Here is a 14,984-nt window from a genome sequence, read left to right on the forward strand (position 1 = left end):
AAATCTTTCTCACATTCATCATTTTCGCCACTCGATATTGTGAATTCGGAATTGGAAAATAAGCACTATCTTTGCTAAAAAATTTTATGGCAGAAGTTTCACGTATTTCCACAAACAAAGCACCGAAACCGGTTGGATTGTATCCTCATGCACGCAAAGTTGGCAACCTTCTTTTTTTATCGGGAGTTGGGCCAAGAGTTGCGGGATCTGATGATATTGACTCAGCTGTTCCGGGATTGAAGCTGGATAAGAACGGGAATTTCATCGAGTTTGATTTTGAGGCACAATGCCGCAGTGTATTTGATAACGTGCGCATCATCCTGGAAGAATCGGGGTCAAGCTGGGACCAGTTGGTTGACGTAACTGTTTTCTTAGTAAACATGAAACGCGACTTCCACGTCTACAACCGTGTTTATGCGGAGTATTTCAAAGACAATCTACCTTGTAGAACAACCGTTGAAATCAACTCGCTTCCCACTCCTATCGCTATCGAATTAAAATGTATCGCAACAATTGACTAAATAATTATGATCGGATTTGTTATTCGCAGTATCATCGCTGCAGGAATGTTATTCTTAACTGTTTACTCTTTTTACACCGGTTACTGGGGATGGGGAATTTCCCTGATCATTCCGCTGGCACTGGTTATTCTTTCTTTCATTTACAATGAAAACCTGGCTTTTACGCTAAACCACATGCGTACCGGAAACCAGGATAAAGCACAACGCGCTATCAATCGCATCGCCGCACCACAATACATTCTTTCAAAACGCCAGAGAGCTTACGTAATCTATATGCAGGCACTTTTGAATGCACAGTCGCTTCCTCACGCAAAAGTAGAGGGAATGCTTCGCCAGGCTATCCAGTTAGGACTGAAAAGAGGTCATGACAAGGCTATGGCGCGCATGCACCTGGCAGGAATCTGTGTTCAAACGGGCCGCAGACAAGAAGCTGTTACCTTATTGGCTGAAGCTAAGAAAATGGACGACAGCGGCATGTTGAAGGACCAGATCAAAATGATGCAGGGCCAACTACAGAACGCTCCTTCCAAAAATCAAATGCGTATGGCGCAAATGATGGGCGGTCGTAAGAAAATGCCTAAAATGCGTTAATCCAACGGATGAAATTAATGGCTGATTTTCCGGAAAACTACGAACTCATCGATGCCGGAGGCGGAAGGAAATTAGAACGCTGGGGAACCGTAACAACTATTCGTCCGGAGCACCAGGCTTATTTCGGAGCTGTTCTTTCCAGGAAAGAATGGAATCATTTGGCCGACTGGGAATTTATCCCGAAATCAGAGGGATCTTTGCAGGGAACCTGGAAAAAATTAAATCCGAAAGCTCCGGATTCGTGGCTGTTTACGACTTCCGGACTTACATTCCATTTACGCATTACAACCAACAAACATATTGGGATTTTCCCTGAACAACAGGTCAACTGGACATTCCTTTCGGAAAAACTGGATTCTTCCAAACGATTTCTAAATGCTTTTGCTTACACAGGAGCAGCTTCCGTTTTCGGAAGGAGAACCGGTGCTGAAGTAATCCATTGTGACAGCATTAAACCCATGCTGGATTGGGGATACCAAAACCAGGTAGAATCAAACCTGGAAGGGATTAAATGGGTGCATGAGGATGCTTTGAAATTTATCCGGCGGGAAGTAAAGCGCGGAAACAAATACGATATCGTGCAACTGGACCCGCCAGCCTGGGGATTGGGAGCAAAAGGCGAAAAGTGGAAACTGGAAGAATTGTTGGGGACACTGATCGGTGAAGCTTTACAGCTGTTAACACAATCAGGAGTATTGATCTTAAATACGTATTCTCCCAAGGTTGATGTTGCTTTTATTCAAAAAATCACCCGGGAACTTAAGATTCCAAATCAGCAGGTAAGCAATTCCGAACTGTGGTTCAAAACTACCAGCGGGAAAGAGCTTTATTATGGGATTGTAACAAGAATTATCAATTATTAATGAGTTAATTATCAAGGAGCTTTTTATTCAGAACTCTTGATAATTCATAATTGATAATCACTTCTGTTTCACAATTCCATTTTGGATCGCATACATGACCAATCCCACCACATTTCTTGCGCCTACTTTGTTCATCATCATGGTTCGGGCACTTTCAATGGTGCGGCGGCTTTTGAACAATTTATCCGCGATTTCCTGGGTTGTCATTTCGTTGCAGATCAATTCCAGGATCACCATTTCATTTTCATTAAAAATTCCCGAAGTCGCCTGAAAAACCGGTAATATCTTCCCTGCATGTACCATTTTGGCAATAAACATCTTGGAGGTCCGGTCGTTCAGGTAATAACCCGTTTCTACTGCCGAACGGATCGCCAACTGGATTTCCTCCGCATCATCGTCTTTCGACAAATAACCGTTTGCTCCGTTCTCGATAGCCAATTCCACAAATTCGACATCGTCATACATGGAAAGCAGCAAAACCTTTACTTCCGGAAATTTCTCCCGGATTTCCTTGGTAGCTTCAATACCATTCTTTACCGGCATCCTGAAATCAATCAGTGCCAGGTCAACAGGTGTTGTTTCGATTGCATCTACCAGTAACTGACCGTTCTCAACAGCCAATACCACTTCAAAACCTTCTATGTCATTCAATAATTTCGCCAATCCGTTTCTAAAAATGGACTGGTCTTCTGCAATTGCAATTTTTATAGTTCCTTCGCCTCCCATAACAAAATAACTTTAGTTCCGGGTTCCAGTAAGTGGTACGTTATTTCCGCACCGATCTGCTGGCTCCTGCTTTCAATATTCTTCAACCCCAAACTTTGTGATTTGCGTTTATCTTCTTTAGTAGGAACAAAGCCTTTTCCGTTATCTACTACGCTCAGTTGAATCCCTTCTTCGTTTTGTTCCAGCACAATTTCTATGATTGTCGCCTCTGCATACTTCAGGATATTGTTTAATAATTCCTGCAAGATACGATAAACAGCCAAGCTAACCTCTCTTGTTTGAGAATCGTGACTGGGGTCATTTACCGCGATAATGGAAAATTGTACGTTCGGAATCTGGTTAGACAATGTATTTACCAGGCTTTTGGCAGCCGGTATCAACCCCAGTTCTTCCAGGATCGTAGGCAATAACCGATTGGATAAGCTTCGCACTTTGTTGATGGTATTCTGGACACCTTCATTCAATAACCTTCGTTCTTCTTCATCGATGGGCAAACTTGCAAACGAAAGCTTCAGTGCCGTAAGCGAAGACCCGATATCGTCATGCAGTTCAATGGCGATCCGGCGCTGCTCCAGTTCCTTGGCATCCAAAGTGGCCTGAACCATTTCATGCTTGTAATTGAGTTCCATTTGGATCATTTCCTGTTTTTTGCGGCGCATTTTCTGCTGGTAGAGTACCGCAAACACGATGATACTCAAGGCCAGAATAAACATGACTAAAGATGCAATTACCAGTAAAAGACCTAAGTTAGACGTGCCCTGCTCACCCATATTGCGTAAGAATATAACAGATTGTACAATATTGTCAGGAAGATACTTACATACTCCATAGTCATATGTAATGAAGTGCCAAAATACCCATCTAACAACTGATTATAGAGCAAATTATAAAAAAAACTACTTGATTGGGATAATAAAATAATTGATCCTACTAAAAAAGCAAGTTCCTTAAATGGATTAATAACTTTCTCTTCCTGAAACATTTCAATAAAATAGTTCAGTATTAAGAATAGAATGTAAATAAAAGTTATCCCTGTTTGGAAAGAGGCGTGATACCCCCAGTCATCATAAGAATTAAGGACAGTAGTTAATATAATAACTATTATGCAACCAAAAAAAGCAAGCATCTTGCGCAAATTACTCTTATAGTATAAACCAAAAAAGAGAGCCGGAAAAACAACTTCAATGTAAAGGTAAATTCGATAGAGCCATAAATTATGAATTCCTTTACTTGCAAGAATAATCCCAATCAGTTCAAACAAAAAAGCAACAAAGGTGTGAACCACTAAAATTTTGGCCACAAACAAGAGGCGTCCTTGAAACCAAAGAACGCCTCCTATTAAAAAAGGAATTAAACATGATAAAGCAATGCCATAAACAATCCCTTTTTCTAACATTTATCTGTTTGAATTCAAAACATTTGATTGTGAACAGAAAGGGGGACATCTATAGGTGTTCTCCATAATAATAGATAGCATATCATTTTGGTTTGCATCAGCGCCAACCAATACCATCTCTGGATTTCCTTCTGCATCCAAACCATAATAAAACCTTATACCCATGCAACCAGGCTGTTCCAACAATTTTAAAAGATTTTCTTTCCCCACGAATTCACCAGTGATTGCTCCAGGTGCGTTCGCATCGCGATATCTTTTAGTTAATACAGCAGCCTCCTCTGGTGTAATTGGTGCCCCTTCATTTCCGTTAAATGCCATAATAATATAGTTTAAGTTATACGAGGTCAATTATAACTGGAATAAATTGAACTTCCAAACCGCCAAAACGGCGAAATCAACCAGTCCCCTGATTTTAATGACTTTAAAATTTTCACAAAATCAAAAAAATGTGGTTTTCCGCAATGCATTTTCCGTAAAAATACGGTTGTTTGGTACAAAATGAGCACCTACATTTGTTTCAACAAAATGAAATTAATCACTGTTTAAGATGTTACACGAACTAATAAATAAACCGAGAGTAGATGTTCACAGCAAAGTGAATATTGCCTATTGGAGCGGTGAATTGAAGTGTTCCGAAGAAGAGTTGCTTTATTGTATATCGAAGGTTGGTTCTTCGATCAATGCTATCGAAAGTTACTTACACATGAACAAGTCATTGCTTCAGGTTTGGTCATCGCGCAACATGGCAGGCTGATAAGCAACATATTACAGCAACAGGTCGTTAAGAAATTACCACTTCCACTTTCACTGAATTTTCGCGACCTGTTGCTTATTTTTTCTTCCTGCGCTCACTCAGCCAATTTGGTACGTTAGCGTTGGATTTAGCCGAATTACCGCTGCTATTTCTTTTACCACTATTCATAGCTTGACCGTGTTGATCTCCCAAAAGCCGGGAGATTAGCTCAGGTCTTTTTGCTTTCGTCAACCGATCCTTGATCCAATCCCTGTTTTCCCGCTTGTACCAAAAGAAGAAACGATTTTGGTTTTTCTTCTCATCCGTACCTTTTGCCGTGTAAATCGGTTTCAGGGTATAGGGATGAACTCCGGTATAATAGATTACTTCCGAAACCGTCATGGGTGTTGGAGTGAAATCCTGTACCTGTTCCAATTGGAACCCCATGTCTTTGGTTTCTGCAGCCAGGTTGGCCATATCGGCCTCTTCACAGCCCGGATGAGAGGATATAAAGTAAGGGATCAAGGGCTGATTCAGCTTGTTTTTCTCCGAAATGCGGTCGTACTTCTCTTTGAATTTATGGAAATACTTGAACGATGGTTTTCGCATCACCCGCAAAGTCGCATCTGAAGTGTGCTCCGGCGCTACTTTCAAGCGACCACTCACATGGCGCGTGATCAACTGTTCAATATATTCGTCGTGGTTTCCGTCTTCGTTGTTCTTATTGAAATCATCCACCAGCAAATCGTAGCGCACTCCTGAACCCACAAATGCCTTTTTAATTTTCGGATGCGCATCTATTTTGCGGTACAAATCCGTCATTGCCTTGTGTGACGTATCCAGGTTATTGCAAATAACCGGGTGGATGCAGCTTGGGCTTGAACAGCGCTCGCAAATCGCTTCGACCTTTCCTTTCATGCGGTACATATTCGCAGAAGGCCCGCCGATATCCGACAAATAACCTTTGAACTCGGGGTGTTTTACCACCTCATCGATCTCGTTAAGGATGCTTTTTTCAGAGCGCGAAGCAATGAATTTTCCCTGGTGCGCCGAAATCGTACAAAAACTGCAGCCTCCAAAACAGCCGCGGTGCATATTGATCGAGAACTTGATCATTTCATAAGCAGGAATCGTTCCCCGCTTCTTGTATTTCGGATGCGGTAAACGTGTATAAGGCATGTCGAACGACTGGTCCATTTCCACTTCTGTCATAGTTCGGTAAGGTGGATTGATCACCAGGGTTTTAGAACCGACTTGCTGTATGATTCGATTGGCTTTCAATTTATTGGATTCGACCTCCACAATTTTGAAATTAGCCGCATAAGCCAATTTGTCTTTTTTACAAACCTCATGGCTCGCCAGCTCAACCGTTTCCCATTGTTTATTCTTGGGAAGTTCTTTGGAAGCATCCTGGAGAAATGCAACCTGGTTCACCGTCGTAAGTGAACCGAACGGAACACCTTTTTTCAGCAGTCGAAGTACATCCCTCAGGGGTTGTTCTCCCATTCCGTAAACCAGCAGGTCCGCTCCGGAATCTACCAAAATGGAAGGCATCAATTCATTTTTCCAGTAATCGTAATGGGTTACCCTTCGCAAAGAAGCTTCAATTCCACCGATCAGGACCGGAACATCGGGATACAATTCTTTGAGGATTTTGGTGTAGACCGTCGTGGCATAATCCGGTCTGAAGCCGGAAACCCCGCCCGGAGTGTAAGCATCCGTAGAACGGAGACGCTTTCCGGCAGTGTAATGGTTCACCATCGAATCCATACATCCCGCAGTCACCCCGAAGAAATACTTTGGTTTTCCAAGCTTTTTGAAATCCCGCAAGTCATCTCTCCAGTTTGGCTGTGCTATGACACCGATTTTAAATCCTTCACTTTCGATAATCCGCCCGATAACCGCCGTCCCGAAAGCCGGGTGATCTACATACGCATCACCGGATACCAGGATCACATCCAGTTCATCCCATCCCCTTTTTTCAACCTCCTTCTTTGTCAGTGGCAACCAGTCTGTTATCGGCCTTTCGATTTCCATGATGCAAAGTTACGGAAAAAGAGCTGTCTAAGCCCTATAAATGAAGGTTTTGTATTACATTAACGGAACTGAAGCAGGTTGAAAAGTTCGAAAAGGTTCAAAATGAAATGTTGTTTACGAGAAATTTGAACATTTGAACATTTGAACATTTGAACATTTGAACAATTAAGAACTAAAAACTTCAAACCGACTTTGTTTTAGCACGAAACAAAACACATTATCTTTAATCCGATGAAACGAGCCCTTGTTTACCTGTTGATTTTAACCGGATTTTCACTTTCGAATTGCACGCAAAAAAAGAAAGTTCCAGTCCGGAAAACAGCAATTGTTGCCGATTTAATTCACCCGCTGTATTTCCAGGAAGAAATTTCGTCCCTGATCAATTTCCCATTCTGGTTCAATGACAGTCTTATTGCTCAACATAAAATCCAGCAGTTGACGGTGACATCTTTCAAAGGAGTTATTTCCGATACGAGTGTCTACAATCCGGAGTCCGAAGATGAGACCTTCCCAAAGCGGACACTCATCTACACTTTCAATCAATCCGGAAGGCTGGTTCAGCTTCAAATCACCGATTTTTCCGAGGGAATCGTCATTTCAAATCAATCGTTCCGATTCAGTAAATCCGGTCCGCTGAATTACTGTGAGGCCGTTCAAAAGGATAATCTTTATGGTGTTGAGAACAATACCTTCACCTATGATCCCAACAAGCTTTCTCCCGATTATGCTTCTTTTGTGGCATCCAATGACCTGGACCTGCTCCATTTTGTGCTGAATAAAAAGTTCTTTGGACCGCTTTCAGTGGATTCGCTTGCAAGCCCGCTCCCAAATGACTGGATCGTTCTTGGATACCCGGACAAACCGGTCAAACGCTACAAAGTGAGAAATAAAGTCAAGGAAACTTCGATCTCAAACTACGAGTATTACCAATCGAACTTCCCGAAAATGATTACCAGCGAAGATTATCCGTTCTTTCGAAAACGTTGTTTCAATTATCAAAAAGGCCATTTCAACGGTTACATCGATTCAACATTTATCGATGAAACATTTGTAACTTCTGTAAGATCGTTGATTTATTATGACAATAAACGATTGCCTACAAAAATTATTCATCAAAAAGAACATTTAGAAGGAGTAAATAATTACCAAACACACGAATTATTTACATATACTTACTATCCATAAATTCCCGTAATTTCGCATAAAATTAATTCCATGATCAACAACGCCTTAGAAAGAAATTTCATTTCGATGATTGTTCTTTCCCTTTCTTCCCTGTTCGTTCATTCGCAAACAGACAAGGTAACTATCGAAGGTAAAAGCTATTATGTCTATCCGCATCAGCAGGCAGTTGTCGGAATACAGGATTATTATCTGAACTTCGCTGACAGGAAAGAAGTCATTCAAAGAGACGACCGCAATGAAAAAATAATTTCGGTGACCGAAGAACCTATTACGGAAACGGAGAAAAAAAAGGCGATCAAATTCCCGAAATCCTATAAAAAATATATCAAAGAGTTCGAAGAAATCCTGGAGAAATACCCATACTTTATGGTTTCGACAGACTATAGCATCACCATTGATCCTACACCGTCGCTTGTTAGTCTGCCGGATGGCGATTATGTGATGTTTTACCGCGATATACCTTACATTTCAAAACGAGTTCTGCGCTACAAAAACGACATCGTTGCAGCTTATTTTTCTATCAAAAACAATCTGATTGAAGGAAACAGTACCTGGTATACCCCCGATGGGAAAGTGGTGAAAATCGGTAATTACCTGAGTAGTGAAAAAACAGGAACCTGGAAATGGTTTGAGTATACTCAAAAAATGGATGAGACTTATACTTACAACCCGAAGGAATCCTTAGAAAGCCGTTTTCAAAAATTAGTTTACGATACCACAAAAACAACCATCACCTTCCTGGACGGATTGAAAAACGGTCCTTATACCATGCACCGAAACCAGGAATTAATGACCTCGGGCAATTTCCTGGCTGATCAGGCCTCCGGAGCCTGGGAAGTTTACACTTACAAAACAACAGTAAGCTTTGACAAAAAAGGAAAATTAATCATTACCCGGGGAAAGGACAAAATCCTGATTGATCGCTATACGCTTCGAAGTGATAAGAAAAGAGGAAAATCACCGATTATCCGCCATGGCATTATCCCATATGAATTTATGGGTTCTAACCGGGGAGACTCGTTAGTCCTGGTAAACAGTTCCCAGGCATCACCGACATTTGACGATTATGATCCCGGATATGAAACCGACTTCCCGGATTTTATCAATTTCCTGAGCATAAACGAAAAAGAAGAAGAGAACCTGGAATTGCCGGAAGAAGAGCTTACCAGTTACGAAGGCGAAGAAGCTTACGAAGATGAATATTACGATTATGCCCCGGAATTGGAATATGACCCGGATGCAGATCCAAACTATAATCCAAACGAGTTCTATGAGTTTGTCAACAAAAAACGCTACAAACTCAATGACCTGATTGATTCCATGGGTTATTTATATGCTTATGAAGGAATAGTAGAGCATTATTATGAAAACGGACAACTGCAATACCGATTCGAAGTAAAGGACGGAAAACTGCTGAAAGAAGAACCGGTTTACTGGGACAACGGCACGATAGCAAACGAAGTGATTTTCATTGCCGATTCCAATCAATATGTGCAGCGCTTCTACGATTACAACGGAGTGAAATATCACGAGACATGGCATGATTCGAAGGGAAATATCCTGAATAACCCATCCGGCCTGAAACCGGATATAATGACTATCGACAACAAAGATTACGACCGCAACTACGGCAATCCGACGATCATTTACTCGGAAGACAAAGAAATTAAAAAGGATGCAATGCCTGAAAAGATGTTGCTGATCGAAGAATTGTTCAAAGTCGATTCCTCGGTTGCAAAAGCCGTTTATTTCTATCCGAAAATCCGAACGCTCAACGTATTCGAAATGAACCTGATGGGTGATACCGTTTCAACACAGGAAGTTGTTTTCTCAGAAGATTACATGAATGTAAATGCGATCAAAACCCGCCAGTACAAAAATCTGACCCTGAGAACCATTCAAAACGGAACACTGGATGAGTATTGGAAAGCGAGTCTGTCAGACACCGTTCCAATCGAAAAACTGGCCTTCTATTGGGAATACAAATATGCTGTCGAGAAAGACAACGAGTTATTGGTGAATGGCAAACCATTCACGGGAACATTCAAATTGACGGACAAAACGGGCGGCTTTAGTGTAAAAGCTACTGACAAATCGATCCAGCTATCCCTTCCAACTATGAAAACGGACCTGAAACTTTATCAATCAGCCGTAAAATCGTATTTGAAATCCAAAAAGAGAAATGACCTGCTTTTGGGGTATGTTTCTGAGTTTGGCGGTTCCGGACAGCTTTCACATGTAATTGCAGGCTTTTTCCCTGAACTTTACGGAACTTTTTCTGCACTTTATGAACGGCCTGCCTATAAACTTGACGGACAATCTCACTCCGAAGAAGAACTTTACAGCAGAAGCGTCACCTCCGAACAATCATCCCGCCTTACTCAGGCAGCAGGAAAATACCTGAACGGAAAAGCAGAAGGTGTCTGGATTTACAAAGACCAAGCCGGAAAAGTAAGATCTACCATCGGCTACAAAAACGGCGAACCACACGGCGACAGTTTCGATTATGGAGTAGCATTCCCGAAACCAAAACCTCAAAAAGAACTGGAAGAGGAATACTACGGTTACGAGGATCCCATTGAAAAATACGAAGAATACCCGCTGAAAAAGACCTATTACCTGGAATCGAAAAGCACCTATAGAAACGGCAACTTACAAGGTCCGTATACCACTATGAACTGGAAAGGCGACACACTGACCTATTCAAATTTTGTGGACGGCGCCAAAGAAGGACTGGAATTCAAAAGAAACAAACTATTCTTCAGTCAATCTTATTATAGAAACGGTTATCTCGATGGGAATGTAAAAACTTATTTTACCAACCCGGAAAAAGATTCCGTACTGATCTTTGACCTGGGATTCAAGAACGGAGCACTGCAAGGTGAATCTGTTGCCTACCATTCAAATGGCAAACTGGCTAAAAAAGGTTTTTTCCTGAGCGGTCAGCCCATCGATGATTACGAAGCTTTCGATACCCTTGGTTTCAAATACCAGTACGTCAAATTCCAATACAACCAGCCGGTTGAGGAAAAGATCTGGGAAGAGAATGAATTGAGTGTGCGTTACGAATTTGACTGGAGAGATTCCATTCCGTTCAATTTCGCGGATATCACCAACAGTTCCAGTATCGATCAGCTGATTTACCAGGCGGGATATTCGGATTACGGGTTATACGAACCTTACTACGGAAGACCTAGTTTGGTCAATAAATCGGGAATTGACTACCACATTACCAAATACTATCCGAATGACACCGTTGCACGGACCGGTATGATTTCAAAAGGAGTAAAAACAGGCTGCTGGAAGTATTTCAATTACTTCGGAAAAAAATTGATGGAAGTGGAATACTTTGACAGTATTATTACCGTAAACGACAGCATTAAATTCAAATCAAAAGGTATTGTTTACTACCTGGATGAACACGATAATCCTTTGAGCAAAAACTGGATCATTGAAAAATTCGAGAAGTACGATTGTTCCCATACAGATCATAATGAAGAACGTATGCTGTATTGCTTCTGGGAAAAAGACAGTACCCAGCACCGGAAGAACGGCTACGTTAAAAACTATTACGACAATGGCTCCATTCAAAACGAAGGCTGGGTGAAAGACGGATTGCCGACCGGAATCTGGAAACTTTACGACGTTAACGGGAATCTGAACCAGGTGGGTGAATACGTCATGGGTAAACGCAACGGAAGATGGCTTAAAGGTGATTTGGGAAGTGTGAAGAACATGAGCGAAATCTGTCTGAACCCGAACCTGGAAAACCTGGATGCTATTTTGAGCTACCAGGAGAAACTACTGGATGTGAGCGTCATCACCTATCAGCTCGGGAAGGAACTGAAGCGAAAATATTACGGAATTAACATGAACAACGGGGATGCCCCGGAAGGTTATTATGGAGAAGAAGACATGTACATGAATTACGGGGAATAGCTTCGTTTACAGGTGTAACCGGATTTCAAAGGGGTTTTCTCCGACCTTTTGGAACCGTTCGCTAAACAAGTCATACACTTTACATAAATCCCACATTATTAGTTACTTTGAATAACTGTTTTGGTCGTAACTTTGAATTTAGCTGAAAACCTGAAATCAAAAAAGTATGATTGAAATAGAAAATACTAACATGGCAAAATTGATTGAACTAATTGATTCGATCAAGGACATGCGTTATATTATCCAGGCCTATTTTAAGAAACGTTTGAAAAACAATGACCTGGGAATTACCGTTGAAATGCTGGAAGTATTAATGGTATTATCGCGGGGAAATAAAATCAATCAGAAAGAAATTGCAGACCGCGTTCGAAAGAATAAAGCCAACCTCACTCCCATCATTCACAAACTTTCCCTGAAAGGCTTGCTGCTTCGAAAAGAAGATCCCAAAGACAGAAGGAACAACATCATTTCTTTAACCGAGAAAGGCAAAAAGCTGTGCACCACTTACGACGCCATGTTCGAAGAATTCTATGCCGGTTTTCTAAATGATGTAGACATCCAAAACCTGGATAAAACCATTAGTATGCTCCGCAAAATCGGGCAGCAGGTTTCCAGTATAGATTAATTAGCCTGGACTAATTTTTCGTTTTTGTTAATCCTCTCAGAAAAATAATTTCGTCCTTCAATTCGGAAATCAATCTTTCGTAAATCTCATTCTCCGATTTGTCTGTTACTACCTTCATTTGAGTTGTATTTGAATAAGCTTGTTATGTAACTTCCGGTCCCGGAGGTAGCATAATTCCGGCTGTATATCCGGTTTTCTCTTATAATCCGGATATTTTCATGTAACCAAAGTCACAAATACCGCTTATAAAGTACAAATGAAAATGCAGGATAGAATCAAATAATTCACATTTTTGTAACCACTAATTATTTAACCTTGTTGGGAAAGGCCCGAATAAACACTTAACACTATTTAATCATGAAAAAATTATTTTTGATTTGTGGGATAGCAATTTCTATTGGTGCGATGAATTCATGCAACAAGCAAGATGTTATTAAAACACAACGATCCGAAACTGCGCAGGAAGCGTATTGGAGAACACCCAATGGATATCTGATTCCATACTCTGAAAAGAACAATTGGAAAGATTATTTAAAACAGAATTTGGAACAGGATAAGTTCGCTCCCATTAAATACTATGGAAGTAAGTCATGTGTTCTTGAAAACTCAAGATGCAGCTTAGAATGTGTTCAGGTTAGTGATCCGGACGATTGCATTAAAGAAAGCGCATGTGCACCTTGTATTAATTGCTGTTAATTTAATCCCAAACACCAAACATGAAGGTTTTATTCTATCTCAGTATAGTTAGTGCTATAATCATTCAAGGTTGTGCGAGTAATAAGGATATAGGATCCTATGAAGGCAAATTGAGCTTTAATTTTGATACAATTTATCATGACTACTCCATTGACCTGACAAAGCAAATTACTGGAGGAACTGACCTTCATGTTTCAGATACATCCCTAATTCTAACATATAATTATTGTGGAAACAATCAAATCGTTTGCTTAAATCCATTAAACGATGATTACTCCGTTTTAAACCTGGAAAGCGGATGCCTGAAAGTTTTTACGAAACAAACAAAAACCGGTTATTACGTGTTAAAGCGTGATGGAGAACTACTAACATTTGATCAGTCAGATGAAAGCAAGATCCCAAATGCACTGAAATTGAACACTTCAGGAATTCAGGGTAAAGTGCTTACGAATCTAAAATCTGATTCTTTACTATGGAAATTGGGATTAGATATTGAACAGTATAAACCCGGATCAGGAATGCTGTACAATATCCCTGACAGTATATTCTATTTCAGAGTCATGAAAAGTTTTGATACTGATAAAGGAGTTTATTCAAAAGAAAATTCAGATTTTCCCATTTTTTGCAGATACAATTTAGTCACCGGAGAAAAACGTTTTTTCGGAAAAAAGCCCCTCTCAGTTGAAAGAAGCTGGTATGGACTCTGCAGTGAAATTTATGATTTGTATATAGGAGACTCTATCATTGTCAGCGAAGGAGCTAATGCCCAAATAAAAATAATCAACACGCTGCAAAACAAGACAAAAACTATAACTGTTAAAAGTAGATACGATACTACCCCAATTAAAGAATTCGTAATTCCAAAAAGCAGGGAAAATGCAAAAACATTAAAATTGCAGCATTTCCTCGAGTCGCCGTTATACGAAGCCATTTATTACAACCCATACACCAAATACTATTACCGTATTTTCCACCCTGCAATTGACAAGTATAATTCAAACGGTCTATTGAATACAAGCTATGATAAACCCTGCGTTCTAATGATTCTTGATCAGAACTTCTCATTAATCGACGAAGTAATTTTACCTCTAAAAGCAGCTCAGGCATTTCAGCTCCGACCTATAAAATCAGGAATAGAAGTTTGTCTCCCGGACTTAAACATTCAAACAAGTAAAAACAGCAAATTTGCCTTTCTTAAAATAACTCACTCCCCTCGATGAAACTATTACCTTTAATATCCATTCTTTTTTTGGCTTCATGTAATAATAATGAAACTAAAAATGTTCCTGACTTGGTTTTAAAGTTTAGCGAGAACCATTTAGACCATTTAATGAAGGAAGGATCCGAAAAAACATTAGTTGTAGTTTTAAATCCTTCAGAATGTGGATCCTGTGAAGCAGAAGTAACTAGTTTTGTTAACTCAATTTATCCGAATTTTAAATCAATTACGGTTATTCCAAAGGACATTAAAATTTCTTCGATCATTAAAAAGTCCAAAACTATTTCTTTGGATAGAAAGGAATTAGATCAGCACGGTCTATTAAATGCCAATGGAAGCATTCTGGTCTTTGAGGGAAAAAGATGTGTCTATTTTTCACCTATTGATATACTTAACACAGCTCATATGAAAGACACAATTATTGGATTAAAGTAGCAAAAAATTCTATTCTCC

14 protein-coding genes are annotated in these 14,984 nt (G+C 40.3%); 9 read left to right on the forward strand and 5 right to left on the reverse strand.

Features of this window, described 5'->3' with window-relative positions; all coding sequences use genetic code 11:
- Nucleotides 1–86 precede the first annotated feature (86 nt).
- From QZT69_RS10815 to QZT69_RS10825, 3 genes are read left to right on the forward strand one after another with little or no spacing between them, the layout of a single operon-like run.
- Nucleotides 87–521 (forward strand): Rid family hydrolase, encoded by a 435-nt coding sequence (locus QZT69_RS10815; RefSeq protein WP_124747704.1) that lies wholly within the window; start codon nt 87–89, stop codon nt 519–521.
- A gap of 6 nt (nt 522–527) precedes the next feature.
- A complete protein-coding gene (locus tag QZT69_RS10820; protein WP_294673954.1) occupies nt 528–1,112 on the forward strand; it encodes a hypothetical protein in 585 nt (194 codons plus the stop codon).
- 8 nt (nt 1,113–1,120) lie between these two features.
- Nucleotides 1,121–1,975: a class I SAM-dependent methyltransferase gene (locus tag QZT69_RS10825; RefSeq protein WP_294673956.1), complete on the forward strand. Its 855-nt coding sequence runs from the start codon at nt 1,121–1,123 to the stop codon at nt 1,973–1,975.
- A gap of 57 nt (nt 1,976–2,032) precedes the next feature.
- Here QZT69_RS10825 and QZT69_RS10830 read toward each other — a convergent pair whose 3' ends face one another.
- Genes QZT69_RS10830 through QZT69_RS10845 form a run of 4 tightly spaced genes read right to left on the reverse strand, consistent with a single transcriptional unit; the run spans nt 2,033 to nt 4,415 of the window.
- Nucleotides 2,033–2,701, reverse strand: coding sequence for a response regulator transcription factor (locus QZT69_RS10830; protein ID WP_294673958.1), 669 nt, complete (start codon nt 2,699–2,701; stop codon nt 2,033–2,035).
- The gene (locus tag QZT69_RS10835) at nt 2,680–3,471 is read right to left on the reverse strand and encodes an ATP-binding protein (RefSeq protein WP_294673960.1); all 792 of its coding nucleotides are present in this window, start codon (nt 3,469–3,471) and stop codon (nt 2,680–2,682) included. The genes QZT69_RS10830 and QZT69_RS10835 overlap by 22 nt, the downstream gene beginning before the upstream one ends.
- On the reverse strand, nt 3,444–4,097 hold the full coding sequence (locus QZT69_RS10840) for a hypothetical protein (protein WP_294673963.1): 654 nt from the start codon (nt 4,095–4,097) through the stop codon (nt 3,444–3,446). The genes QZT69_RS10835 and QZT69_RS10840 overlap by 28 nt, the downstream gene beginning before the upstream one ends.
- On the reverse strand, nt 4,098–4,415 hold the full coding sequence (locus tag QZT69_RS10845; RefSeq protein ID WP_294673965.1) for a hypothetical protein: 318 nt from the start codon (nt 4,413–4,415) through the stop codon (nt 4,098–4,100).
- A gap of 229 nt (nt 4,416–4,644) precedes the next feature.
- On the opposite strand from QZT69_RS10845, the gene QZT69_RS10850 reads away from it, so the two are divergent.
- Nucleotides 4,645–4,851, forward strand: a complete 207-nt coding sequence (locus QZT69_RS10850) for a DUF3606 domain-containing protein (protein WP_294673968.1) — start codon at nt 4,645–4,647, stop codon at nt 4,849–4,851.
- Nucleotides 4,852–4,926: 75 nt separating this feature from the next.
- Here the strand turns inward: QZT69_RS10850 and QZT69_RS10855 are convergent, their stop codons facing one another.
- Complete coding sequence (locus QZT69_RS10855; protein ID WP_294673970.1) at nt 4,927–6,867, reverse strand: YgiQ family radical SAM protein; 1,941 nt, start codon at nt 6,865–6,867, stop codon at nt 4,927–4,929.
- Nucleotides 6,868–7,098: 231 nt separating this feature from the next.
- Between QZT69_RS10855 and QZT69_RS10860 the strand changes: the two genes are divergently transcribed.
- The 5 genes from QZT69_RS10860 to QZT69_RS10880 all read left to right on the forward strand — a co-directional run bounded on the left by QZT69_RS10860 (nt 7,099) and on the right by QZT69_RS10880 (nt 14,966).
- Nucleotides 7,099–8,052: a hypothetical protein gene (locus tag QZT69_RS10860; protein WP_294673973.1), complete on the forward strand. Its 954-nt coding sequence runs from the start codon at nt 7,099–7,101 to the stop codon at nt 8,050–8,052.
- 30 nt (nt 8,053–8,082) lie between these two features.
- Nucleotides 8,083–11,991 (forward strand): hypothetical protein, encoded by a 3,909-nt coding sequence (locus tag QZT69_RS10865; protein WP_294673975.1) that lies wholly within the window; start codon nt 8,083–8,085, stop codon nt 11,989–11,991.
- A gap of 190 nt (nt 11,992–12,181) precedes the next feature.
- Nucleotides 12,182–12,616 (forward strand): MarR family transcriptional regulator, encoded by a 435-nt coding sequence (locus QZT69_RS10870; RefSeq protein ID WP_294673976.1) that lies wholly within the window; start codon nt 12,182–12,184, stop codon nt 12,614–12,616.
- 716 nt (nt 12,617–13,332) lie between these two features.
- Nucleotides 13,333–14,532, forward strand: coding sequence for a DUF4221 family protein (locus QZT69_RS10875; protein WP_294673979.1), 1,200 nt, complete (start codon nt 13,333–13,335; stop codon nt 14,530–14,532).
- Nucleotides 14,529–14,966, forward strand: coding sequence for a hypothetical protein (locus QZT69_RS10880; RefSeq protein WP_294673982.1), 438 nt, complete (start codon nt 14,529–14,531; stop codon nt 14,964–14,966). The genes QZT69_RS10875 and QZT69_RS10880 overlap by 4 nt, the downstream gene beginning before the upstream one ends.
- Nucleotides 14,967–14,984: the final 18 nt, after the last annotated feature.

The sequence above is a fragment of the uncultured Fluviicola sp. genome, assembly GCF_902168135.1.
In the GTDB taxonomy this organism is placed as follows: Bacteria; Bacteroidota; Bacteroidia; order Flavobacteriales_D; family Crocinitomicaceae; genus Fluviicola.

Coding starts and splice junctions, on each gene's coding strand:
- QZT69_RS10835 (WP_294673960.1), bottom strand. CDS start 3,471: ATGGGTGAGCAGGGCACGTCTAACTTAGGTCTTTTACTGGTAATTGCA.
- QZT69_RS10880 (WP_294673982.1), top strand. CDS start 14,529: ATGAAACTATTACCTTTAATATCCATTCTTTTTTTGGCTTCATGTAAT.
- QZT69_RS10875 (WP_294673979.1), top strand. CDS start 13,333: ATGAAGGTTTTATTCTATCTCAGTATAGTTAGTGCTATAATCATTCAA.
- QZT69_RS10845 (WP_294673965.1), bottom strand. CDS start 4,415: ATGGCATTTAACGGAAATGAAGGGGCACCAATTACACCAGAGGAGGCT.
- QZT69_RS10855 (WP_294673970.1), bottom strand. CDS start 6,867: ATGGAAATCGAAAGGCCGATAACAGACTGGTTGCCACTGACAAAGAAG.
- QZT69_RS10860 (WP_294673973.1), top strand. CDS start 7,099: ATGAAACGAGCCCTTGTTTACCTGTTGATTTTAACCGGATTTTCACTT.
- QZT69_RS10825 (WP_294673956.1), top strand. CDS start 1,121: ATGAAATTAATGGCTGATTTTCCGGAAAACTACGAACTCATCGATGCC.
- QZT69_RS10815 (WP_124747704.1), top strand. CDS start 87: ATGGCAGAAGTTTCACGTATTTCCACAAACAAAGCACCGAAACCGGTT.
- QZT69_RS10870 (WP_294673976.1), top strand. CDS start 12,182: ATGGCAAAATTGATTGAACTAATTGATTCGATCAAGGACATGCGTTAT.
- QZT69_RS10820 (WP_294673954.1), top strand. CDS start 528: ATGATCGGATTTGTTATTCGCAGTATCATCGCTGCAGGAATGTTATTC.
- QZT69_RS10850 (WP_294673968.1), top strand. CDS start 4,645: ATGTTACACGAACTAATAAATAAACCGAGAGTAGATGTTCACAGCAAA.
- QZT69_RS10865 (WP_294673975.1), top strand. CDS start 8,083: ATGATCAACAACGCCTTAGAAAGAAATTTCATTTCGATGATTGTTCTT.
- QZT69_RS10830 (WP_294673958.1), bottom strand. CDS start 2,701: ATGGGAGGCGAAGGAACTATAAAAATTGCAATTGCAGAAGACCAGTCC.
- QZT69_RS10840 (WP_294673963.1), bottom strand. CDS start 4,097: ATGTTAGAAAAAGGGATTGTTTATGGCATTGCTTTATCATGTTTAATT.